The organism is Acinetobacter sp. Z1, assembly GCF_024296945.1.
Classification (GTDB): Bacteria; Pseudomonadota; Gammaproteobacteria; order Pseudomonadales; family Moraxellaceae; genus Acinetobacter; species Acinetobacter beijerinckii.
In genome coordinates, this window is sequence record NZ_CP101115.1 from 989,586 (window position 1) to 1,014,368 (window position 24,783).

Below are 24,783 nucleotides of genomic sequence, written 5' to 3' on the forward strand. Positions count from 1 at the left end.
CCTAAGCAAAACAGAATACTCCACCTAAACATCCCATGCCCGAGCGTATGAGATTTTTTATGCCAATTCAATTTTATAGAAAAGAGGAAACCACCATGATTAAAGGTCTAGCAATCACACCACCCGTACTGGGGCGAATCAGCATTGGTAAAGTCATTGAAAAGAATGGAAAGCTGCTCCCTGAACGAGATGACCAATTTACCATTACAAGCCAAATTCAAGGAAAAGACGGATGGGTGAAACACCCATTAGATGAACAGCTACGTGCCAAAGCACAAAATCAAAAACTCAGAATCATCCCAGTACGAATGATTTTCAATGATCCTGAGCTGAACCTACGGGCAGAGTACAGCTTATTTGATCGACAAACAGGACGATTAATCTGTTCAGGTAATGGTGAAACTTGTCAGCGACTTGGACAAAACGGGATTGAACAACATCCATGTCCGTCACCTGATTTATGTCCTTTGGCCCAAGGTGGTTTGTGTAAGTCTTACGGCAGACTTTACGTCAATCTAGATGAATCAGATGAGTTGGGTACATTCATTTTTAGAACCACAGGCTTTAACAGTATCCGAACTTTAGCAGCACGACTTCGTTATTATCATGCAGCATCTGGTGATTTACTTTCATGTCTGCCATTGCAACTGACGTTAAGAGGCAAGAGCACAACACAGAGTTACCGCACTCCAATTTATTACGTGGATTTAACTTTACGTGATGGCGTCAATTTGCAGGATGCAATTACTTCAGCTAAACAAATTGATGAACAAAGCAAAGCCGCAGGTTTTTATCAGGAGGCTTTAGATCATGTTGCACGACAGGGTTATGGCAATGCTAGTTTTGAGGTAGGAGGTGAGGAGGGTCTAGATATCGTTGAAGAGTTCTACTCTGATGAATCCAAACCACAGCAGCAAAAAAACCATGACCTAAGCCATATTCAGGATATTCAGAAAGGGTTGCAACAGTCTGTTCAATCATTGAATTAATACATTCACTAAGAAGCATGTTGAGTACATCAACTGTTGATGATATTTTGTAATCGTCTTGCTCAGTATTCTCAGATACTTGGGCTGGATATGAAAATGGTAAGTCTCAGCGCAAAAAAAGAATTTACAAATTTTCGGAAAAGCCTGCGTTTTATCGCAGGTTTTTTTTATTTCGTTCCTTATTTTTTCTTTTTTCAATCTAAATGACAAACATAATCAACCACTTCATGAGAAATAATGCTGAACTGACTATTGGCGGGAATTTCGAAGGATTATCCTGAGCTATAGACTTTAAGTTCAGGCATATTACCAATTTGGACTTTACATTGGCCTGAGGTAATTTCTATACGTTCAGCAAGATGAGTTTTAAAGATTAGGGGATGTGCTGAGGGGAGGATTACGCCTAATGTCTTTTTACTGCCATCCTTGAATTTTAGCATATGGCTGATGGATGCACCTTTGAAATGCACAGTGGCCTTTTTAGTAATTGATACAATATCAAATTGGTCTGACACGGCTATCCCTAAAATGTTATTAAATAATCGAGTGATATTAATCATAAATATTTTTCAAATTGCAAGCCCCCTGATATGTATAAAAATATGCTTTATATTCATTAATTTTTTGAAGGTTGGTGAGTTTAAATCAAATTATTAAATTTCAATTAGATGAGATGATTTAAATTGTCCAAAAGTTACTAAAAATTATCATTTATTAAAAGAATTACATTGTTTTTGTAAAATTTGTTGAATGTTTAAATGATTTTTATATTATAAGGCATAATGAATTTAATGTATAACTTGTGTAATAAAAGTGTAATAAATGCGTAATAATTATTTAATCATTCCTTTAATTTTATATTCAGGTTTTAGTTATGCCGAAGATCAGATTAGTCAACAACAGAGCAGAGATTATCTGTCACAGAAACAGCAGATCGACCAGTTAACGCAATCTGCTGCACCATTTATCCAATTACAACAAAAGAGAGTTGATTCAAGCTATCCTTGGTTACAAAAAGAACCGATTTGTTTTGGGATATCTTCTTTAGATATTGATGTGTCAACGACACATCCCAGTATAAAAACTTCAGATTTTAATCGCATCTTCAAAGAGCTTAAGTATTCAGACAATAAAGTTTTAGGGCGCTGTATTGGCGAAAAAGGGCTTTCAGGTCTTGTGAATTATATCAATGAGCGACTGGTGCAATTGGGTTATGTGTCAACTCAAGTCATCGTACCCGAACAGGATCTTGCCACAGGACATTTACGTTTAACTTTAATCCCCGGATTAATTGGGGAAATCCGACTTAAAAATAATAAAGCTAAAAAACTAAATTATTCCTTACCCCTGCAAGCAGGCGATATTCTTAATATCCGTCAACTGGAACAAATTCTAGAAACCTTTGCTCGTCTACAAGGGATGCAGACCAGTTTCGATATCTTACCCAGCCAAAAAAGTGCTGAAGATGCAGGTTATAGCGATGTTGAGATTGTATGGGAGATTGCGGAGCGGAGCTTTATCACTGCTGGATTGAATGATGCAGGCAGTAAAAGTTCAGGAAAATACCAAGGCTATGCCAGCTATGCTTTAGAAAATCCATTGAACGCTGCGGATAACTTATTTATTTACTATACCCAGTCGATCAATGATTGGAATACAGATCATACCGATTTTAATAATTACTTTGTTTCCTACGAGATTCCCTATAAGAATTGGTTGTTTAATCTCAACGCCAGTCAGTATACCAACATTCAAGAGCTAGAAGGCTTTGATAAATGGATCGATTATCAAACCATTAATAAAGATTTTAATTTTCAAATACAGCGTGAACTCGGCCGCAGTAAATCCTACCGGCTTTCAGGCTATGTACAACTGTACCGAAAATCAGTCTCCAGCTTCATTGATGATCTTGAGGTTGGCCCTCAACGCAAACGTCTTTCAGGTTGGGAATTAGGCGGTAAATATCAATACAGGTTAGGCCAACAAACGATACATACACAATTCAGTTATCGCAAAGGTGCTGACATTTTTGGAAAAAATGAGGCTGCTGAAGACTTTACTGGTGAGGGCGATTCTAGAGCAGGAATCTGGAATGCAGCTGTTCAATATGCAGTACCTTGGCAGACTGAAAAAAATAACTTTATGTATCAACTGAACTGGCAAGGACAGTGGAGTCCGCAGAACGTTGTGATTCAGGAAAGTTTCAATATGGGTGGACGCTATAGCATTCGTGGCTATCGACCTGAGCAAAGTATGAATGGAAATAATGGACATTATTTACAACAAACCCTGCATTGGCTCAATCCCATTCCTAATTTCTCATTCTACGCAGGTATAGATCAAGGACTGGTGACTGGGGAAGGTACTCAATATTACTCTGACCGCTATCTATTAGGCAGCGTAGTGGGATTAAGAACTCAATTCAAACATATCAATAGCGAGTTTTTTGTGGGGCGTGGGTTGGTTGCACCTCAACATATTCAGAAAGACGTTATCACTGGATTTAATCTCTCATTTAACTATTAAGCAAATCTATTCATAGAAATATAGGTATAAAGATGAATAAGCAATTTTACCGCACTAAATTTAATGCCAAACTCGGGACTTATGTCGCTGTATCTGAATTGGCAAAATCCCATCAGGGCGATACCTCCCCACGGATTAAAGCGTCAATCCACAGTAATAATGACGTTAATGAGACAAGTATTGCTGTAACTGGGCAACGAACATTAAAACAATTGGTACTGGCGCTTTCAGCCTTGATGGCGGTGAGTCCGATTTATGCCAATGTGGTGGTGAATAATAATGCAGCAGCTGCGCATAAAGCGACCGTGCTCAAAGAAGGCAATGCAGCCAATGTTTGGATTACTGCACCCTCAGCATCAGGGGTGTCACGTAATAGCTATACCCAGTTTGATGTGAATCAAAATGGCGTGATCCTGAATAACTCACGTGGTGCAGCAACCAGTCAGATTACTAAAACATCCATTGCAGCGAACCCCAATCTGGCAAAAGGAGCTGCGACCACAATTGTGAATGAGGTGGTCTCAACCAATCCAAGTTTATTACAGGGTAACCTTGAAGTCTTGGGATCAAGAGCAAACGTGGTAATTGCCAACCCAACAGGTATTACTGTAAATGGTGGTGGTTTCATCAATGCTAATCAAGTCACGCTCTCCACAGGAGTACTGGGTTATAACAGTGATGGCTCGATTAAAGACCATACAGTTAAACAAGGTGCAATCACGATTAATCCTGATGCAAATAATCGTGGGCTAGGCGGCAATGCCAATAATCCCGTTGCATTAGAGTTATTGGGCCGCTCCATTGCCATTAATGCACCAGTCAATGCCACGACCATTACTGCTGTTACAGGGGCAAATACCATTGCTGCTGATATGGGAGCATTTACTACAACGACAGGAACAGGCACGAAACCCACAGTTGCAATTGATGTCGCACAGTTGGGCGGGCTCTATGCAAATAGTATTTATCTGTATGCCAATGAAGCAGGGGTTGGGGTCAATAATGCAGGGGTCATTCAAGCGCTAAATAATGTCGTGCTGAATAGTAATGGAAAAATTGAACATAAAGGGACGATCAGTTCCACCAGCAAAACGGAAGGCTTAGTCAATATTAGGACTATGGGTACGGGCGTTGCAGGAGACATCAACTCATCTGGAAGTATCAATAGTAATAGCATGATCAGTATTGATTCAGGCAATAACCTGAATGTGAATGCCAAAGAAATTATGGTCAACCTAGGAGGTGTTACTTCATCTCCGCTATTGATTAATGTCAAAGGTAATTTAAATTTAGCAGCGAATAGTCGAATTTTTAATGATTCAGTAGGAGGTGATGTATATGTTGATGCAGCTAATATAAACTTAGCTACAAATGCTGGTATTACAAGCAATCGTGGTTCAGCTTATATCCAGTCATTGAAAGATATCGTTGCTGCACAAGGGGCAAAGCTAATTGCCGCTCAGAATTTGAATGTTTCAGGTAAAGGTAAACTTGCATTAACAGGCACTGCTCTTCAAGCCTCATTGGGCTCAATTAATTTACAAGTAGATACATCAAATACCCAAGGTTTAATTGATATTCAGGCTGGTACAATATATGCAGGAAAAGACTTAAATCTTTATAGTTCAGGAGATATTAACTTAAAGAATTTAGGACTGGCTGTAGAGAACACTGCAAGTCGGGTAAAGAATATCAATGCCTATAGTGGACAGAACTTTAAATGGGACAATGCCGGTGTTGCTTTACCACAGATTACAGGAAAAGTTCAGTTAGATGCAGCGAATCAAATTGATTTAATTGGTAGTACAATTTCGAATAAAGAGGACATCACGCTCCAAGCCAATAAGATCAATTTAGGTACAACACTAAACTCGCAAAAGAACATCAATGTTGTCTCTAAAGTCAGTGACCTCAGCTTGGATAAGGCATTAACAGCACAAGGGGATATTCAAGTTTCAGCATTGGCTGGGAATTTGAGTGTGACTAGTGTTAAGGCAAAATCTACAGCAGGGAAAATAGCACTCTATGCCAATAAGAGTGTGATAGTTGGGTCAAATCAAACGGTTGAATCCCGTTTCCCAACTGATCAAGTAACAACTATTGATAATACAGATATCAATGGTGCTAAAGGTGTGGTTATTGGTTCTATCGGTGAAGGTTCAGTTAGAATTAGAGCAACGAATATAATTTCTGGTCAGGGTGATATAGAAATAATAGGTGAGAATGGGGTCAGCGTATCTAGCAATACAGATGTATATGTAAGTGGAGATGATCCTTATGATGTTACGATTCCAAGTTTTTTGTTAGGCAAAAATATTAATATAAAGAATAAAAAAGGCGGAGTGGATGTTGATAATACTAGTTTAAAAACAACACAAGGGAATTTGACTATCAACAATCAAGTCGGAATGACAACGATTAAAGACAGTTTTTTGACCTCAAAAGGGAACACTGAACTTTATGCAAAAGACCTACTGACTTTACAGGGTGTGACAGCGACATCGGATCAACATTTAGCACTGAATTCAGGGCGTACAGTTTATATTAATGCAGAATATACACCAGCTACGGTGTGGATCCCGAATAAAGTAACCAATTTAACGTCTAAAGGAGTAACTTCAGTCACTGCTACAGGGAATCAAGTTATACAAAATGTAAATATCACAGGTGGTGCCGTTTTAATGGAAGCGGGGGGAGGTATTCTTAATTTAACAGGGATGAACTATAAAGCAACTGGAAGTGATTTACTTAAAAATGATAAAAAGCTCAATGGATTAAATGGAAATCTGAGTGTGCAGGTAGGCGATGATCTTATTATTGATCCACTAAAAGATAAGTTGACTGCAATTGGAAACATCGATCTAGTTTCAAAAAAAGGGAGCTTAATACTTAAGGGCTACGGGGGACAATCTGGGAATGGATCAGAACAAGTTGTATCTTTAAATACCGTCAATGGAGGAATTAATTTACAAGGAAATAAGGTTGAGTTACAAGGCTCACAATTAAATGCTGCTAAAGATATCTCGATTGTATCGACTGGCGGTGATTTGATCATAGATGGGGTGAAGAATACTCTTTTAAATCAGACAGCGAACAGTGAAAGTGTAGTTAGAATAAAATCTAAAAATCAGAATATTTTAAATCAAATTGAGAAACTGAAGACCCCAGATATTTCTAAAGATTATGAAGTATTAATCAATCTATATAATGAAGCTTATCCTTTTGCTTTAAGTCAAGAAGCAGTAATAGATAAAAAGATTAAGTTTGATAAAGCTTATACAGACTTTCTTGTTAAATATCCTGCTTTAGAGCCTAAGTCCTATATTTGGGAGGGGGAGAAGAAATATTTTCCTTTTAATAATACCGTTTGGGAGCCGACACCAGATAGCCTTGGTATGTGGAGACCTTGGCCAGCAGGCCTATATGATAACTTTGTAGCTATTTATTCTGAAGCGGATACTCAGAATTTAAGAAATGAGATCAATTTTTATAATAGTAGATCAAATGGTTATGAGCATAAAGGCTCGAAGGTTATGAGTGCCGCAGGTAATATTAATCTAGTCTCTAAACAAGGTCTCAGTATTAGTGGAGCAGAGATAGATTCCAAGAAAGGTTCGGTTTTGATTGAGGCGGCAGGAACATTAGCGAATCAAGAGCATCAAATTCAGGGTGAATATAAAAGTGATAAGCTAAACAGTGTCAAGCAAGGAAAAATTAAAGGAAGTATCATCATTGATGCAACCCAAGATTCTTATGAAATTGGTCAGGTGGCTAATGATAATTATAATTGGCGTAGTCCTGTAAATGCGACCACGATCAACGGTGATAAAGGCGTTAAAATTAAAGCCGTAGGTAAAAGTGCGACAGATAATTTAATTTTGCAAGGCGTAGGTATTACATCAAATAACGGCAATGTCGATATTGAAGCCTATAAAAATATTATTTTTGATGTAGCTGTTGAGAATAGTTATGACAAGAGCAAGAAAACAGAAACCAAACGTAAATGGTACGGAAAAAAGAAAACGACGACAACTGTAACAACTGCTGAACGTGTTGGTGGGGTTTCTGTTGATATTGATGCCAAAAATATTAACATTAAAAGTGAAGAGGCGAAAAAGGTTGATGATAAACAAACTGGGTCACATCGTACCAGTATCGACATGTATTCAAGTCAGTTAACTGCAAATGGCGGTAAGGTTACGATTTTAGCTGGTGGCGATATTAACCTTTTAACTGCGGATAATGTTTCAAAAGATACTCTTGATATTAGTAAAAGTAGTTCATGGGCAGGCATTAAACTAAATAAATCTAAATATACCAGCACGCGAAATATCAAATCAGAGTTACCTGCTGTTTTAGAAGCAAGTTATATTGGTGCTAAAGCAGATGGTAGTATTATTTTAAAAGGCACTGAGTTTAATTATTTAGAAGGTGCGGAGATCAAGGCTGGTGAGACAATTTCATTGCAGGCTGCATCGAAACTCGTAGAGGAAACACTAAAGAAAGAAAGCAACAGTGTTGTTTGGCGATCCATGCAAGACAAGGGATCAATCACTGAAACTGCCAAATTACCAAGCTTCAATGGACCTACCGCACCTAAGTTTGTAGGAAGTTTAACAGTTCAGGTTCCAGTAGCGAAGAGAACAGCGACACAAAAAGAGCTGATTGGTGAGATTGAAAAGTTAGCTAAACAACCGGGTAATGAATATCTCAAATCACTCGTTGATAATAAAGATCAAAAAGTGAATTGGGAGCAAGTCCTTTTAACTAATGAAAATTGGAATTATAAATCACAAGGATTGACAGCTGCTGGGGCTGCAATTTTAGCGATTGTCATTGCCGCAGTAACTGCGGGTGCTGGAGCAGCTGCTTTAGGGACTACTACAAGTGTAGCAGGAAGCGGCACAATAACAGCGGCAGGAACAACCTTTACTTTTGGTGCCACGGGTGGAGCAGTGACAACTTTTGGTGGGGTTGTTCTTTCTACAACGGTAGGGACAGGTGCTGCTGCGATAACAACTTATACGGCATTAGGCACGGCAGTAAATGCAGCCTTAACAACATTGGCAGTACAATCTTCAGTCGGACTGGCCAATAATGGTGGAGATGTTGGTAAAACGCTTAAAGAGTTAGGAAGTAAGGATTCAGTAAGAAATCTTGTAGCAAGTGTGGCCACGGCTGGTTTACTGCAAGGAGTAGCGACTAATTTAAAAATTAGTGGTGATGTTGCGGTGAATGAGCTTGCCAATAGAATGGCAAATGGCATGATAAAAGGAGTAGGTAGCACATTGATTGATTCTGCGATTAATGGCAGAAACTTGAGTGAAGGTTTAGAAAAAGCTCTCTTAGCTGGATTAGCGAACTCATTACAAGCTCCATTGGCAGGAACAATTGGGGATACATTAGGGATGAGTGATAATGCGTTTGTTAGCAAGGTTGTTGCGATAGCTGCGCATGCGGCAGCAAGTTGTGCGACAGGCGTAGTTGACAATCAATGTCAATCACGGGCACTTGGCGCTGCCCTAGGAGAAGTCATAGCTGAGAATATGTTTAAACCAGCGAATGGCGTTGAATATACGGCAGCAGAAAAGGAAAGAATCCTGAATGTTAGTAAGCTCGCCACAGGGGTTGTGGCGGCTTATACAGGCTACGATGTGACTGCTGCTGCGAATGCTGCCGATACAGCAGTGAGTAATAACTATCTAAGCCATGCACAAGAAAAGTTAAGAAGTCAGGAACTTAAGAATTGTAATGTTGTGACTTGTGCTAGCGTAAGGTTGAAATGGGGAGCGATTGACGAAGGACAAGATGTGAGTTATGCGGCAGGTTTTGCGGCTGGTATTCCTGTATCTGTAGCTGAGTCGGTAGTGGGATTGGTCAAAATGGCGCTTAGTCCAATTCAAACGTATAAAGCACTCAAAGATGTGATTAGTAGTGAAAATGCCCTGGGTAAAATTAGCAATGCAATAAAAGACGATTTAACAAACAAGATTAACAAAGCCGAGGCAGAATATCAGAAGGCTGGTCCTTCTGGTTCATATAATGCAGGTCTGGAAACGGGTAAACTTGTAGGCGATGTTGTAAGTATATTGGGTACAGGTGTTGGTGTTGTTAAAGGTGGGGTAATATTAACAGAAAAGGTAGCAGCGAAAGTCAGCTACAAAGTTCTAAAAGACCCTGTGATAATTTCAGGGAAAGGTGTTCCCGTCAATTGGGATGGTGTGAAAATATATGATCCAAAGCATCCAGCATTAGGCTCTTATGATAAAGCAACATATAGGTTTTCTGATCCTGTTTATAGAAAGGAGTTTGGTGGAACTGGTGGTGATGTGTATTTTGGGGAAAATATTGCCACCTCATATTTTGAAGTGAGACAAGCTATTGGCGGGAAATCGTTATTCGTTGGTCAGGTCGAAGTAAAAAATATGTTGGATTTAACAGATCCAAAGATATTAAAACAAATGGGCATCGATCAGAAGAAGTTAACTCAAAAAATTGATGACGCGAATGAAGCTCAAAAGGCTTCGATATATGCCTATACAAACAATATTGCAAATCAAGCTTATGGTAAGGGGTATACAGGTATTATTTATAATAGTAGTCGAAATACAGGTTCAAGTAATAACCGTGCAGTGGTATTGTTTGGTGGACGTTACGATCCGGCAAAAATCAAGCCAGTATTAGATAAGCCGATTTTAATTGAAAAGAAATAAAGGAGTCATTCAATGAGAGAATTGCATCAGGTTGCAGCAAGCGAGATAGCGGTGATTCCTTACTATTTAAAAGGATATCAACAACATGGTTTGCAATATAGAATTAATGAATATGAAAGGGCTGAACCTTTAGGCTCACAATGTGGCAATTGTCATACCATTGTGTGGATAACAGGGCGCAGTGATCCTATTTTATTTAAGGAGGCTCCGAATAATCAAGAGTCTTACCATGATCATAATAGACGCTTTCTAAAATCTTTACCTGCTTGTCCTCATTGCCATCAGCAGGCTTATGATTTGTTTATTAATAATATCACATTAAAAAGATTTGAAGATGGAAGCGCTTTCCCAAATGAATTTTATGGTGTTGATGAGGAAATGTCAGCTAAAGTCAGAGATATACCCGTATGGTGGTATGGTGATAAAGAAGAAGCTGAAAGGTTGAATCTGCATTTTTTATGATGAGAATTTGACATGTCAATTAGATGAGCAAAGGCATATAAAGGGAGTAAAGATCGCCTTGTATGTTGAGCTATAATTATACAAATCAGGCATTTGATAGAGCCTGTAAATTAGGGACTGTTCTAAATTTTGTGTAAGTACTTAATTTTCATTTATCCTGAATACGATAAATAAAAAAGGTATTTAACATGGATTAAGTAAGAGCCTGTAAATTATTTTGTGCAAGCTCCATATATTTATATGCTTTTTTAGCAAAATGATAAAATATATCAATGCTTCTGCCTTAAAAGGCAGAAGCATAAATTTTATACAGTTAATTTACATGAATTACAAAAATCAGCCCAATCAGCCATTAGACCTTTACGTTTTTCTAGATAAGCTCCACGTAAATAAGCAGCTTCTACCTCATCTGGTAGTTTGTGAGCAAGTACATGCTCGCATACCTCACGAGGATAATCCGTTTTATCGGCTGACCAGTCACGGAATGTTGACCGAAACCCATGTGTAGTAACTACTCGATTCTGTTTAGGGTCAATATAGCCTAAGCCATTTTCTTTAACCTTTTGCTCATGCATACGCTTAATCAAAGCAGTTAAGGACATATCAGAAAGCATGCCACCACCACGCGGAGCTGGGAAAATGTAGCCTTGTGATTGTGTATCCGACTGAATAGATTTTAATAATTCAATTGCTGGTGTCGATAAAGGAACACGATGTTCCTTATCTGCCTTCATTCGTTCTTTCGGAATAATCCAGACTTTGGATTCAAAATCAATTTCTTGCCATGTTGCACCAAAAATCTCACCAGAACGACATGCTGTTAAAATTGCAAATTCTAAAGCTTTTGGAGAAATGCCATCTTTCTGTCGAAGATGCTGAACAAACTCAGCTACTTGTTCATAAGGTAGAGAAGGATGGGGGCGTGATTCCTGTTTTAAGTTGCCTAAAATAGGTTCAAGATTACCTTTCCATTCAGCAGGGTTGTCACCCTCAAAATATCCTATAGCCTTGGAATAATCAAAAATGGTTTCTATACGACCACGGATACGTTTAGCGGTTTCGTTTTTCTCAATCCAGATAGGCTTAAGTACTTCAGCAATATCAACTTTGGTAATGCTGCTAATAGTGAGATCACCTAGCGTTGGGTAAATGTATGTTTCCAATGTTGATGACCATTGCCCAATATGCTTTTCATTTTTAAGTTCACGGGTTTTATTGGCAATCACAACTGTGGCACATTCACGGAAAGTTTTATTCCTTAACTGCTGGATGCGGAGCTTTTCAAGTTGTTCCTGCTTATGAGAAATTGGATCAATACCACTTCGAATTTGTAACCTTAGTTCAGTGGCTTTGGAACGAGCTTCAGCTAAAGAAACTTCAGGGTAGGGACCAATGCCGATATCACGGCGATGAGGTTTTAACTTTCCATCTTTATTAAGACGTTTACCAACCACCGCACGCAAAATCCAAACGCGTGAATTGCCTTCGACATTTAAACAGAGGCCATCTACACCCCCTACAGAATGTCGGCCAGTCTCTTTGATTTTTGCTACACTGAGAGCAGATAGCTCTTTAGCCTTCTTTGGCATGACATCATTTACCCCACAACCTACCCCTCTTAAAATACTAGAAATGGTTGGATTAGACAAGACGTGGTTAGACTGATAATATTTTAAGATATTGAAAAGTATATTTTTATAAGAGTGGGTTGGACGGTGTGAGACACTTGTTATACGGACACCGCTTCCGCCAAATATTTAAATAAGCCCTTGTTTTTACAAGGGCTTATTTATTTGGATCAAATTAAAAACTATAGATTCTATTTTTTATGCCCAATCGAAAATTGAATGAAATGCACAAGATCATCCTCGAGATCTAATAATTCATCAAATCTATTTTGACAAATATAGCGAAAAATAATTCCGTAAGCTCCACCAATTGCTGCGTCATAAAATAAATCAGGAACAGCTACCCATTGCTCAGGTTGTTTGATCTTGATCACCTTATGAATTGATTTAAGTGTTTTTCCTAATTCCGCGAAAAATATATTGTGTTGTTCTAAGCAACGACGACCAGCATTTGGGAACTCGATAGCCCAAGCCTTAGTAAACTCCTGTTCACTAACACACAATTGTAAATAGGCATGTACAGAAGATCTAATCCAGTGATCGTCATGCAAACTCTCAGCTTGAATGCCTGTAAGCACTTGCTCATACAAAGCTTTTCGACCTAAATCATCGGCAGCAAGAAAACAATCTTCTTTATTTTCAAATATTTCATAAAACGCTTGTTTAGAGACCCGTGCTCTTTTGACAATGTCAGTGATAGTTGTAGCCGTAAAACCCTTTTCTGCGAATGCACTAATTGCTGCTTTAACCAAGCGTCGACGTTGCTTGTCACGTGTTTCTTCAGTTAACAGGCTGGTACGGCCTCTGGGTAAACCTGCTGCTTGAGTATCGTAAGCGCCAGAGAGTTTTTCCACACTAGATCTTCTTAAAACTTTTAAACTTCCTAAAGCTAACATTAACAAGTTTATTGCTCAAGATTGTTTTATTCAAACAACTCATTATAGAAATAAATATTTAAATTTCAGTTGGATAAAAAATAATGATTGACTGGTAATACAAAGCAATTTACAAAAGTACCAATTGGTTCTTTTGTAAATTGAAAAAATTATGACTACTTCCCAAGCCATTAAATCTAAGCCATCATCCACAGCACATCGTTTGAAAGCTTCCTTTCCTGTCAGACGCTTGAGTTTTGATTTCACCAGTTCAAAGCGCTATTGGTTTGGTGATGATGCTTATTTCACGCATTTGATGAATGCAATGTCCGCCATTTTTCCTCAGGGAGAATTGATGTTAATTGAGGCTTTGAGAAATATTCGTGACAAAATTGATGATCCTGTACTTCAAGCCGAAATAAGTGCTTTTATTGGACAGGAAGCGATGCATGCCAAAGAGCATTTGGCATTCAATCGTTACGCGGATGAGCAGGAGATCAATATAGATAAATTACAAAACGAAATTAAAGCTTTGTATGGCGTAATGCAAAAAGTATTACCCAGTATGCACATCATGTCGATTGGTTGTGCGATTGAACATATCACTGCAACCTTAGGCGCAGAGTTGTTGCGTAATGATGATTGGAATCATCGTTTAATTGGACCAGTTGCTGAGCTATGGCTATGGCATGCAGTGGAAGAAAACGAACATAAAGCAGTATTTTTTGATGCTTACGTCGCTTCAGGCGGGGGATATTTATCACGTATTTTTTACATGACTATCGCAGGAAGTCTATTAATTTTCTTAATATCAAATAATATGCGAAGACTACTCAAAGCGGATCGAGTGCTTTCACTAAAAGGAATAACACAATTCATTAAAGAAGGAGTCGGTCATCGAGGATTATTAACATTACAAACCGTTAAAGACTTTCTAGATTATTATCGACTTGATTTTCATCCATTTGATCATGATACCAAAGCCTTAGAAAAACTTTGGCAGCAGCGTTTGGATCTCAAAATTTAAATCTTAAGGAAATACATAAAATGAAAATAACATCAAATATTGATGTCAATAATATTGAAGCGAGATCTGAAGAAATTGTAGAACGATTTTTAACTGCTTTAGTTGAACAAGATCATGTCACGATTAGTGAACTACTCCATCCTGACATTATTTATACCAATGTTTCTTTACCGACATTTAAAGGCAGAAAAAAGGTAGCTAGCTTGATTAAGCTTGGGCTCAGTAGTACCAGAAAATTACAAGTTAAAAATCATCAAGTAGTTACGAAAGGAAATGTTGTCCTTACTGAGCGTACAGATATTTTGAATATTGGACCATTTCATGTTGGTTTTTGGGTTTGTGGCACATTCAAAGTTGAAAATGAAAAAATCATTTTATGGCGTGATTACTTTGATTGGTTAAATGTGAGCAAGGGTGTAATCAGAGGAATTTTAGGAATAGGAATAACCAGTTTACGTGCGAAATTTTAAGCTTCCAAAAATTCCAGTTAAAATCATCTATATCTCAGTTCTAGGATTGAAACTTGTCAATGAATCGCTTCATGGACTGAGATTATAGATATATTGTCAAAATATATATTTTAAAAAATTAAAAAATGAATCATAAATAAAAGTGTGGCTATAGCAATTTACGCTCAAGAAAAAATCAAATTGGTTTCGCAATTTTAAAATTTTTATACCTAAATAAAATTTTAAGGCTTCATTTTTCTATAGGTTTTAGGCTAAAAATTGATCGTAATTTCACTTAAATTAGAAATTTTATTTATTAAAAAATTTAATGAATAGTAAATTACTTTACATGTTTTTAATCAATAAAATGTTGTTTAACTCAAATTTTTACCTTGTTTTTCAGATATTTTTTAATTCGCATCATGGTTGATTATAAAGTTCAATGATTGAAAATTTATGCATTATTTGCATGAAATATTTAATTTTTGCATTATCGTTTTTAAACAAAAAAAGTAACACTTGCTTCTGCTCATTGACGAATCAGCGGTTTTTGTACTTTTAAAAAGTCGAGCTGAGCTGATGCAGTTTGTATGGCATGGAATTTGTAAGCTAATCGCTTCGGCGTAGAGCGAAGTAGGGAAGGAATAATTATTATGAACCAAAAAAAGTTGCTCAAGTATATTCTGATTGCAATGATATCGGGAATATTAGTTGGTTGGGCATGTCATAGTACCGTGAGTACAGCTCAAGCAACAGATATTGCAGCTTATTTAAAGATCGTCACAGATGTGTTTCTTAGACTTATCAAGATGATCATTGCACCTTTGGTGTTCGCTACAATTGTTTCAGGTTTAATTTCAATGGGTAAATCATCCTCTTTAGGATCGATTACGCTCAAAGCCATGAGTTGGTTCATTGGCGCATCGTTTATTTCACTTTTACTCGGTATGGGTTTGGCAAACTATTTCCAACCGGGTGCTGGTATGAATTTAGTCATTCCAAAAGAAGCTGTTGATGTTGGTGTGAGTGCTTCTAGTCTAAGTTTACAAACGTTTATCACTCATATTTTCCCACGCAGTTTCGCAGAGGCGATGGCAAATAATGAAATTCTTCAAATTTTAGTATTTTCAATATTTTTTGGTTCAGCATTGGCTTATGTTCAACATCAAACTGGTGCAACGGTTATTGGAAAAATTATTGATGAGCTATGCCGTGTAATGTTCCGTATCACAGACTATGTGATGGCATCTGCTCCGATTGCTGTATTTGCTGCGATTGCTTCCGCAATTACTGTTCAGGGTCCTAAACTTATCCTTGATTATAGTATCTTCATTGGACAGTTCTATATTGGTCTATTGATCTTATGGATGATTTTAATTTCATTCGGTTATATCTTCTTGAAAAAAGATATTTTTAGATTAATTAAAACGGTGCGTGAACCAACTATGCTTGCATTTGCTACAGCAAGTAGTGAGTCGGCATACCCTAAAACAATGGAAGCATTAAACAAATTTGGTGTTCCAAAACGTATTACCAGTTTCGTTCTTCCTCTTGGTTATTCATTTAATTTAGATGGTTCAATGATGTATATGGCTTTTGCAGTGTTATTTATTGCACAAGCATACGGTATTGATTTGAGTTTCACGCAACAGGTTCTGATTTTATTGACGCTGATGATCACCAGTAAAGGAATTGCAGGTGTTTCACGTGCTTCAATTGTTGTGATTGCTTCAACGCTTGCAATGTTTAAGTTGCCTGAAGCGGGAATTCTATTAATCCTTGCGATTGATCAGTTTTTAGATATGGGTCGTACTGCAACGAATGTAATTGGTAACAGTATTGCGACAGCTGTGATTGCGAAAACTGAAGGTAATCAGCATGAAGCCGAAGAACCTGAAGAGCAAACAGTTGATACAGTTATTCCCGTCACGCGTTTAGCAGACAACACATAATTATTTTTAAATGAGCTTATTAATTTAAGATTATTTAATATCGCAGGTGATTATTTGATTATTCTTTTGGCTTAGCATCCAGATGAATCATCAAATAATCACTTTATCGTGTACAGTAGTTATTTTTATTTTAGGAAATCGGTTTTTATTTACAGTTTTTTAGAGGTTAGTAAATCCCAAATATAATTGATCCGTTTTGATAGAACGATTTCTCTTCTTATTATGTATACGTCTTGGAATGTACTATATTTTTCTTGATCAACAATTTTAAGTTTGTTTTCTAATATTTCTTTTTCCACAAGTAGTTTGGGTAACCAAGCTATTCCTAAACCTTGAAGTACTAATTCTTTTAGATCACCTGCATTATCTGTTTCATATAAAGTTCGATAATTTAACTTATTTTCAATTACTTCATCGACACATTTCCTTAAATAAGCTTGCTTGCTATAAGATAATAGTGGGAAAAGTTGTTCAAATGAATATTTGGGAACATTATTCATCACAGCAGTCACAGGTAAAATTTCCATTTTGACGATTTTATGGAACATAAAAAGACTACGATCAAGCTGTTGAAGGGTGCTGTCATCACAGTAGCAAATTAAAAAATCACATGAGCCATCTGTAAGTAAACGCATGCCTTGTTTTAAATTTGCTGCAATGATTTCTAATTTTAGATCTTCTAAAGTATTAGATAAATCATGAATAAAACGTGGGAAAAACTGTGTAATTAGAGAATGAGATACAGCAAACTTAACAGTAAGCTCATTGTTTTTAATACTTTTTTCTAAATAATTTATAGTTGTATCAAGTTGATTTTGTATGTTTTTTGCCGAAGCTAAAAGAATTTGACCCGCTTCAGTAAAGTCTATGTTTTTGCTATGCCGTTTTAGGATTTGGAAGCCTAATGCATTTTCAATATTTTGAATTCTACGAGAGAATGCAGACTGTGTAACATGGCGCATCTCTGCTGCTTGGGAGATTGATTTTTCTTGCTCTAATGCAAGTAAATCTTCAATCCATCGAATTTCCAAGGTCATAGCTCGTCCTAAATGCATGCTCATACACTATTATAATCTATTATGCAAAAAATGCATGTAGTAATATTTTTTTACATTAGAAAAAAAGCGGACTGTCCTCTAATATAAAATTATAGATACATAGAGCATATTTAAATGAATATTAAGATTAATACACGCACTGAAAAAGATTTATTGGGTTTTAAAGAAATTCCTGAAAGTTGCTATTATGGCGTGCAAACATTAAGAGCAATTGAGAATTTTAATTTAAGCCAAAGTAAATTAAGCCAGTTTCCTCATTTTGTTAAAGCGCTAGCAAAAGTTAAATCTGCTTGCGCCTATTCTAATTTTAAATTAAATAAAATTGATGAAAATAAAAACAATGCAATTCAATATGCTTGTCAGGAAATTTTGAATAATAAATATCATGAACAATTTATGGTTGATATGATTCAAGGTGGTGCAGGCACTTCAACGAATATGAATATCAATGAAGTTGTTGCAAATATTGGCTTAGAATATTTAGGTCATAGCAAAGGTGAATATCAATATTTACATCCAAACAATGATGTCAATATGTCTCAATCCACCAATGATGTATATCCGACAGCCATTAAAGTGGGACTGATTTCTGCTATTGAACAACTGAATACGCCGTTCACAAACTTAATTGGAAGCTTTAAAGCCAAGTCTGAAGAGTTTTCTGATATTTTGAAAATGGGACGTACTCAATTACAAGATGCTGTGCCGATGACATTGGGTCAAGAGTTTGGTGCTTTTGCTGCTACTTTGCAAAGTGATTTGAATAAACTGAATCAAATCATGCCAGATGCTTTAAGCGTAGTAAATTTGGGTGGTACTGCGATTGGGACAGGGATTAATACCGAAGTGAAGTATCGCGAATATGCGATTGAGTCACTTTCTGAAATCACGCAACGCAAGATCAGCAGCGCACCTGATTTAATCGAAGCAACCTCTGATATGGGTGATTTTGTTTTGCTATCTAGTTTCTTAAAACGTACGGCCACGAAGCTTTCAAAAATTGCAAATGATCTACGTTTATTATCAAGTGGTCCACGTGCAGGATTAGGTGAAATTTATTTAGAGCCACGCCAACCAGGTAGTTCAATTATGCCTGGAAAAGTGAATCCTGTGATTCCTGAAGCAATGAATTTAATTTGCTATCAAGTGATTGCAAATGATCTAGCGGTGACTCTAGCAGCTGAAGCAGGACAATTACAGTTGAATGCAATGGAACCTTTAATTGCATTTAAATTATTTGAGTCGATTGAGTTGTTAGGTAAAGCGATGCAAATGTTCCAGCTTAAGTGTATTGATACAATTCGTGCCAATGCTGAACTTTGTCAGTCTCAAGTTGAAAACTCGATTGGTATTATTACCGCATTAAACCCGTATTTAGGTTATGAAACGACCACACGTATTGCTAAATTAGCCAATGAAACAGGTCAGGGTGTACTTGCTTTAGTTAAAGCTGAAAACTTGATTTCTGAGCAAGTATTAGCGGATATCCTTGCAGTAAAAAATATGGTACATCCTAAGCAATCTGCTTAAGTTTCGTTTGAAATTTAAAGCGTTCTTGAGCCAAGAAATACCCATCAAGTATTTCTTGGTTTTCAATTAAAAAAGCCTTTCTTAATCATTGCAAAGTTTTATATGCCATGTCTTAAAAAAATAAAGTAGGCTTCAATAACTTGAAATTTACATTTTCAATACTACCGAGATACAACGACTACAAAAACAAAAAAAGACGCATATGTGAGAATATTAGCAATCATATGATTTTTATTATTTTAGGTGATGCTTATGAATCATACTTTATTTGCAATCAATAAGCTTCATGCTCAGCCAAGTCACACCGACAATATTCACAAAGTTATGTTCTGCTGAAAAAATTTCATGTGGATTCGCAAGAATTTTTGAGTCCATTTCATCGCCATTTAAATTTTTTTTAAAAGAGACATCTATGTTTTCTCCTTATATTCATGCATTTGCATTGTTTTTCTCATTATTGAATCCATTCCTAATGAGTGTATATATGGTTGGAATGATCCGTAATACAGATGCAAAGATATTTAATAAAGCATTAATTCAAGGCTGTCTCATTGCATTCGGTGTCTTCATTCTCTTTGCATGGGGTGGAGAAAATATTTTTAGTCGCTACTTAAATGTCCGTTTTGAATCATTCCAAATTTTTGGCGGCTTAATCTTTTTGGTGATTGGTTACCGTTATGTATTTCAGGGTGCTGAAACCATTGGTGAAATGCGTGGTGCACCAGAACATTTAGCTGGAACAATTGCCATGCCATTTATGATTGGACCAGGAACAATTAGTGCAGCAGTGGTAACAGGTGTCAGTGTGCCATTTACTGGGGCTGTTGCCGTTATTGGAGTTACACTTATATTAACCTGTAGTATTTTGATTCTAATGAAATATGGTCATGATCACCTACGTTATAAACATGCTAAGTATATTGATCGTTATTTTGATATCGTCGGGCGATTATCGGCATTACTGATCGGTACAATTGCAATTGATATGATTGTGAATGGCGTGGTTGGCTTGATTGCTTCAGCAAATATTGGTCAATAATTTTTTATAATTTGAAGAAATGTAGATATTTTTATTATAAATATTTACTTGGATTTTTAGAGCAAATAGCAACAAATGTCATAATTGTAATCAATTTGAAATCATTATCGGCAAATCATAAAAATGGGTGATGATGTTTTATGCATTTACACGTATTTTTATGGTTGGGAATGAACGATAATGTTTTGGCTACATTTCTATGAGTTGTATCCATGTATCAATTAGATCAGTTGAACCAAGTAACAGATGATCAAGCAGAGCTGACGATGTCTGTTTTAATGACACCTGATATGGCAAATTTTTCAGGTAATGTTCACGGTGGAGCAATTCTCAAGCTGCTAGACCAAGTTGCTTATGCTTGTGCTAGTCGTTATTCGGGTAGCTATGTTGTGACTTTATCTGTAGATAAAGTGAATTTCAAAGAGCCGATCTATGTAGGTGAGCTTGTTACATTCTTAGCAAGTGTAAATCATGTTGGTCGTACTTCTATGGAAGTGGGTATTCGTGTCGAAGCACAGAATATTCAGAAACGAACCATTCGCCATACCAACACTTGTTATTTTACGATGGTGGCTGTCGATGAACAGCGTCAACCGAAAGAAGTCCCAAAGTTAAATTTAGATACAGATTGGAAACGTTGTCGTTTTGAAGCAGCTGAACAGCGTAAAGAAATGCGTTTACAAGAAGTCCATCAACCTTCATGTAGTATTTTTAAGAAAACCACAATTTGATGGGCTAGTAGTCATAAGGATTATTCTAAAAAAGATCGAACCGCAGCATGGTTCGATCTTTTACATTTGAAATGAGTCGTTTTAAATCATTACAAATGATGCTCTAAAAGTTCTGGAGGAACCCTAAGATCAGCTTAGTTGGTTGCTGGTGTTGATGCTGGAGCAGCTTCACTTGCTGTTGCATCCGTTACAGCACCCTGAGTTTCAGGTTGTTCTTGAGTTGATACAATGACTTTCTCTTCAGTTGGTTGAGTTTTTTCATGGCCTGAAGCAGCGAAAGTTGTTGCAGCAGCTAAAGTAAGAGTCGTCGCTAATAGAGTTTTGATAAGTTTCATATGTTTGGCATCCATATTTAAATTTAAAAGATTACAGCCTAAATATTTGATCAGACGCTTTTGCGAAATCCCAAGTCTTGGCATGAGGTTCATGCTAAGTGCCAAACTTTTTTACAGCAATATCCTTAACAATCTTTTACGCCAAGCTTAACAATATGAAATAAAAATCAGCAAAATGTTGCTTCCTTGTAATATCCACGGATATTTATACCACTTTAAATGTATGCAAATATGTTTTTTTGAATAAAAAATGAGCATCTCCTTTACGTGTTTAGAACACAAATATTAGATTAGAAAATTCTTTATTATTGAATAAAACTATAAAAAATTAATAGTTGATAAATAGTATGGATTAATGTTGTGATGTATTTATCTTTTTTTTATAAAATGGTGATACTTTTTGTTTTTAGGGTGGAGCTAAAAATTCTTCCTGTTTTATAAGAATTCTCGATAAAATGAGGAAAAATTCATGATGAGAATGAAGTGAAACTCCTCGCTCAACAAGCCGTACCCACACATATTATTTCAGGATTTTTAGGTGCGGGTAAAACCACTTTATTACAACATTTATTAACGCAAAAACCTGAGCATGAAGTTTGGGCTGTTTTAATGAATGAGTTTGGGCAAATTGGAGTAGATCAGCAACTGATTACGCAACAACAAGGTTATGCCGTTAAAGAGTTATTAGGTGGTTGTCTCTGTTGTAGTAGCCAGTTGCCGATGCAAATTGCGCTTTCAAGGTTATTAACTGAAAGTAAACCAGATCGTTTATTTATTGAACCAACAGGTTTAGGTCATCCCACTCAGTTACTTGAGCAATTAACAGAAGTTCATTGGCAAAGCAGTTTGAGCATGCGTGCTTTAGTGATTGTAATTGATGGTAGTCGTTTACATGATCAGTCGTGGGTTCAGCAGAATTTATATACAGATCAGCTTAAAGCTGCACAAATTGTGGTTTTGTCACATATAGATTGTATGACTGAAGCTGATCATCAGGCTTTCTTCGCTTTAAAAGAAGAATATCAGGCGTATGTCCAGTTTTGGATTGAAGCCGAAAATGGATTAGTTCATATCGAGCAGTTGGATGTGATTCAACAACCTTTAAATCGAAAAATTCAACCGTTACTAAAATTGCAAAAAACACAATCTATGGCTGAACAGCAGGCTGAAATAAAACAGTTACCCTATCATTATGTTGAAACTGCGCAAGGATACACTGTGGCTGGTTGGAAGTTGCCAAAACGATGGCAATTTAACTTTTATGATTTGTTAGATGTTTTATGCTCGCAAAAAGATTGGGTTCGAATTAAAGGGATATTCAATACTGATCAAGGTTGGAAAACTTTTAATTTTAATCCTCAGCAGTTTAACTATAAGTCTTCAGAAGAAAGTATTGATAATCGCGTTGAAGTGATAGTACAAACACAGCAGGACTGGTCGACATTTGAGGCACAATTATTAGCAACTAAAATCAATGAAACTGCATAACTAAGAGCAATATTCATCGTATTCTGCATAGTAAAATAGAGTATGCTTAGCGCCAAATTTGAGGACATGATTTATGGCGTTAAAAGCAACAATATATAAGGCAGACTTAAATATTGCCAATATGGATGAACACATCTATGCAGACTATCAATTGACTTTGGCGCAACATCCATCTGAAACGATTGAACGATTAATGGTGCGCATTTTGGCTTACGCACGATTTGCTCATGAGCATTTAGAGTTTACTAAAGATTTATTTGAAACGGATGAACCAGCTTTATGGCAAAAAGATCTGACAGGTCTTTTGGAAAACTGGATTGAAGTTGGTTGTCCATCTGAAGATAAAGTTAAAAAAGCAAGTGCGCGTTGCAAAAAAGTAGCTGTAGTAACTTATGGCTCTCAATCAGTCGATTGGTGGCAGAAAAATACCAAAATTAAAACTTTAAATAACGTTGAAGTTTGGCAATTAAGCACGCAAACCACTCAAGCGCTTGAACAGTTATGTGAGCGCACGATGCAATTACAGTTGAATATCATGGATGGTGAATGGACTTTGTTAAGTGACAAAGGTCAAATCGACATTCAGTGGACACAATTGCAATAATCAAATCTTGCAGAGAGATTAGAGAGGAAAATATGAGTACAGAACTCGAAATTATTGATTTAAAAGTGGGCGAGGGTAAAGAAGCAGTTCGTGGTGCTTTAATTACGACTCACTATACAGGTTGGTTAGAAGACGGAACTAAATTTGATTCTTCTATTGATCGTGGCAATTATTTTGAAACAGTAATTGGTACTGGGCGAGTCATTAAAGGTTGGGATCAAGGCATCATGGGAATGCGTGTGGGTGGCAAACGTAAATTGGTTGTACCAGCACATTTGGCTTATGGTTCTCGCAAAATGGGAAAAATTATTCCAGCCAATGCCAATTTAACTTTTGAGATCGAACTTTTTGATGTCAAAACACGTGATGAATGAACAGTTTAAGTATTTATATAATAAGCGATTTAATTGATTTTATTAATTAAATCGCAACCCTAAAATGGCAGTACAAAAACAATACAAACAATATTTTCTATAGTGATTTAAATTATTGAATTTTAATGATTTTATTTTTATCTGTTTTTTTGCGCATTCTTCCGAAAATCATTGATTCTATAGAAAGTTCTGTATATCTTTGATGAAAAGAGCAATGTATTCTTAATCAACTTTTTAGAAAAAAATGTGATGTGAATTTAACTTTTGGGAAAATTGCTTTTTAACACACCATATATCGTTGATATAACTCACTAATATGGTTAAGTAAATTATAAAAAATGTTTGTTTATATTGAACAGGTAATAAAAATTTAAGTGAGTAGAGGTAGGTATGAATGATTATTTGGATATCACCGCATCAGAGTTATTAAAAGAGTTACATAATTTCTTCCTGATCGATACGTATGATGGTACAGAAACAGGCTTCTGGGTTAATGAAAAAGCCTTAATCGATAAGCATTATTGGATGGATGGGGATAACAAGGTTGAGATTGTTAGAGAACTTAGCCCTACACATCAGCATGCTCATCATGATTATCGCATTACACTATTGTCACCAGAAGAAGGAAATATTGTTTTATTGGAATACGATGGTGTGAATAAGAAAATTCAAACTTTCCGTCGTGGTGAATGGGTAAACCGTTTGTATAAATATTTCTACCAAAAAGAGCGTTATTATTTACAACAGTTAGCTGAGCATCCTAACTTCCAGCTTATTGAATACTAATCTATTTAATAAATAGCGGCCCGATAATAATTTTATCGGGCTTTTTGTATGGTTTTAAGCTCATTTTATATTGATATATATTTCATAAAATAAACTTTTAAGCTTGTTTTCAGCTTCTAAAATTATAACTACAATCCGCACATCCTGTTGGACTGATCAACTTTTATATTTCTGTAATTTAAAGATCAATATAGATAGTTTGTCTTCAACATTTTTC

The 24,783-nt window shown here is 36.4% G+C and carries 18 protein-coding genes and 1 pseudogene; 14 read left to right on the plus strand and 5 right to left on the minus strand.

Going from position 1 to position 24,783, the window contains the following annotated elements; all coding sequences use genetic code 11:
* Positions 1-95 precede the first annotated feature (95 nt).
* Positions 96-989: a hydrolase or metal-binding protein gene (locus tag NGC85_RS04600; protein WP_254805548.1), complete on the plus strand. Its 894-nt coding sequence runs from the start codon at positions 96-98 to the stop codon at positions 987-989.
* A gap of 194 nt (positions 990-1,183) precedes the next feature.
* On the opposite strand, the pseudogene NGC85_RS04605 reads toward NGC85_RS04600, so the two are convergent.
* Positions 1,184-1,504 (minus strand): annotated as a pseudogene (locus tag NGC85_RS04605) (pyrimidine/purine nucleoside phosphorylase).
* 307 nt (positions 1,505-1,811) lie between these two features.
* On the opposite strand from NGC85_RS04605, the gene NGC85_RS04610 reads away from it, so the two are divergent.
* Genes NGC85_RS04610 through NGC85_RS04620 form a run of 3 tightly spaced genes read left to right on the plus strand, consistent with a single transcriptional unit; the run spans position 1,812 to position 10,690 of the window.
* Positions 1,812-3,515 (plus strand): ShlB/FhaC/HecB family hemolysin secretion/activation protein, encoded by a 1,704-nt coding sequence (locus NGC85_RS04610; protein WP_254804995.1) that lies wholly within the window; start codon positions 1,812-1,814, stop codon positions 3,513-3,515.
* 32 nt (positions 3,516-3,547) lie between these two features.
* Positions 3,548-10,228, plus strand: a complete 6,681-nt coding sequence (locus NGC85_RS04615; protein WP_254804996.1) for a DUF637 domain-containing protein — start codon at positions 3,548-3,550, stop codon at positions 10,226-10,228.
* Between the two features lie 12 nt (positions 10,229-10,240).
* Complete coding sequence (locus NGC85_RS04620; RefSeq protein ID WP_254804997.1) at positions 10,241-10,690, plus strand: hypothetical protein; 450 nt, start codon at positions 10,241-10,243, stop codon at positions 10,688-10,690.
* A 305-nt stretch (positions 10,691-10,995) separates the two neighbouring features.
* Here NGC85_RS04620 and NGC85_RS04625 read toward each other — a convergent pair whose 3' ends face one another.
* On the minus strand, positions 10,996-12,279 hold the full coding sequence (locus NGC85_RS04625) for a site-specific integrase (RefSeq protein ID WP_254804998.1): 1,284 nt from the start codon (positions 12,277-12,279) through the stop codon (positions 10,996-10,998).
* Positions 12,280-12,509: 230 nt separating this feature from the next.
* Positions 12,510-13,172 carry a TetR/AcrR family transcriptional regulator gene (locus NGC85_RS04630; protein ID WP_254804999.1) on the minus strand — a complete coding sequence of 221 codons (663 nt, stop codon included), beginning with the start codon at positions 13,170-13,172 and terminating at the stop codon, positions 12,510-12,512.
* Positions 13,173-13,365: 193 nt separating this feature from the next.
* Here NGC85_RS04630 and NGC85_RS04635 point away from each other — a divergent pair, with 193 nt between their 5' ends.
* The 3 genes from NGC85_RS04635 to NGC85_RS04645 all read left to right on the plus strand — a co-directional run bounded on the left by NGC85_RS04635 (position 13,366) and on the right by NGC85_RS04645 (position 16,621).
* Entirely contained in the window at positions 13,366-14,220 is an 855-nt protein-coding gene (locus NGC85_RS04635) for a metal-dependent hydrolase (protein WP_254805000.1), read from the plus strand.
* Positions 14,221-14,240: 20 nt separating this feature from the next.
* Positions 14,241-14,690 (plus strand): limonene-1,2-epoxide hydrolase family protein, encoded by a 450-nt coding sequence (locus NGC85_RS04640; RefSeq protein ID WP_254805001.1) that lies wholly within the window; start codon positions 14,241-14,243, stop codon positions 14,688-14,690.
* 632 nt (positions 14,691-15,322) lie between these two features.
* Positions 15,323-16,621: a dicarboxylate/amino acid:cation symporter gene (locus NGC85_RS04645; RefSeq protein ID WP_005062946.1), complete on the plus strand. Its 1,299-nt coding sequence runs from the start codon at positions 15,323-15,325 to the stop codon at positions 16,619-16,621.
* A 149-nt stretch (positions 16,622-16,770) separates the two neighbouring features.
* Here NGC85_RS04645 and NGC85_RS04650 read toward each other — a convergent pair whose 3' ends face one another.
* The gene (locus NGC85_RS04650) at positions 16,771-17,658 is read right to left on the minus strand and encodes a LysR family transcriptional regulator (protein WP_254805002.1); all 888 of its coding nucleotides are present in this window, start codon (positions 17,656-17,658) and stop codon (positions 16,771-16,773) included.
* Positions 17,659-17,793: 135 nt separating this feature from the next.
* Between NGC85_RS04650 and NGC85_RS04655 the strand changes: the two genes are divergently transcribed.
* From NGC85_RS04655 to NGC85_RS04665, 3 genes are all read left to right on the plus strand, one after another.
* Positions 17,794-19,209, plus strand: a complete 1,416-nt coding sequence (locus NGC85_RS04655; protein ID WP_005055222.1) for an aspartate ammonia-lyase — start codon at positions 17,794-17,796, stop codon at positions 19,207-19,209.
* 412 nt (positions 19,210-19,621) lie between these two features.
* Positions 19,622-20,248 carry a MarC family protein gene (locus NGC85_RS04660; protein WP_254805003.1) on the plus strand — a complete coding sequence of 209 codons (627 nt, stop codon included), beginning with the start codon at positions 19,622-19,624 and terminating at the stop codon, positions 20,246-20,248.
* A 212-nt stretch (positions 20,249-20,460) separates the two neighbouring features.
* Complete coding sequence (locus tag NGC85_RS04665) at positions 20,461-20,979, plus strand: acyl-CoA thioesterase (protein WP_005055217.1); 519 nt, start codon at positions 20,461-20,463, stop codon at positions 20,977-20,979.
* Between the two features lie 134 nt (positions 20,980-21,113).
* On the opposite strand, the gene NGC85_RS04670 is transcribed toward NGC85_RS04665, so the two are convergent.
* Positions 21,114-21,314: a hypothetical protein gene (locus tag NGC85_RS04670; RefSeq protein ID WP_034711238.1), complete on the minus strand. Its 201-nt coding sequence runs from the start codon at positions 21,312-21,314 to the stop codon at positions 21,114-21,116.
* Positions 21,315-21,797: 483 nt separating this feature from the next.
* Between NGC85_RS04670 and NGC85_RS04675 the strand changes: the two genes are divergently transcribed.
* The 4 genes from NGC85_RS04675 (at position 21,798) to NGC85_RS04690 (ending at position 24,566) form a co-directional block, all read left to right on the plus strand.
* Positions 21,798-22,802, plus strand: coding sequence for a GTP-binding protein (locus NGC85_RS04675; protein WP_254805004.1), 1,005 nt, complete (start codon positions 21,798-21,800; stop codon positions 22,800-22,802).
* A 73-nt stretch (positions 22,803-22,875) separates the two neighbouring features.
* Positions 22,876-23,406 (plus strand): YaeQ family protein, encoded by a 531-nt coding sequence (locus NGC85_RS04680; RefSeq protein WP_005062938.1) that lies wholly within the window; start codon positions 22,876-22,878, stop codon positions 23,404-23,406.
* Positions 23,407-23,438: 32 nt separating this feature from the next.
* Entirely contained in the window at positions 23,439-23,780 is a 342-nt protein-coding gene (locus NGC85_RS04685) for an FKBP-type peptidyl-prolyl cis-trans isomerase (RefSeq protein WP_005055210.1), read from the plus strand.
* 390 nt (positions 23,781-24,170) lie between these two features.
* Positions 24,171-24,566, plus strand: coding sequence for a hypothetical protein (locus NGC85_RS04690; protein WP_005055208.1), 396 nt, complete (start codon positions 24,171-24,173; stop codon positions 24,564-24,566).
* Positions 24,567-24,783 lie beyond the last annotated feature (217 nt).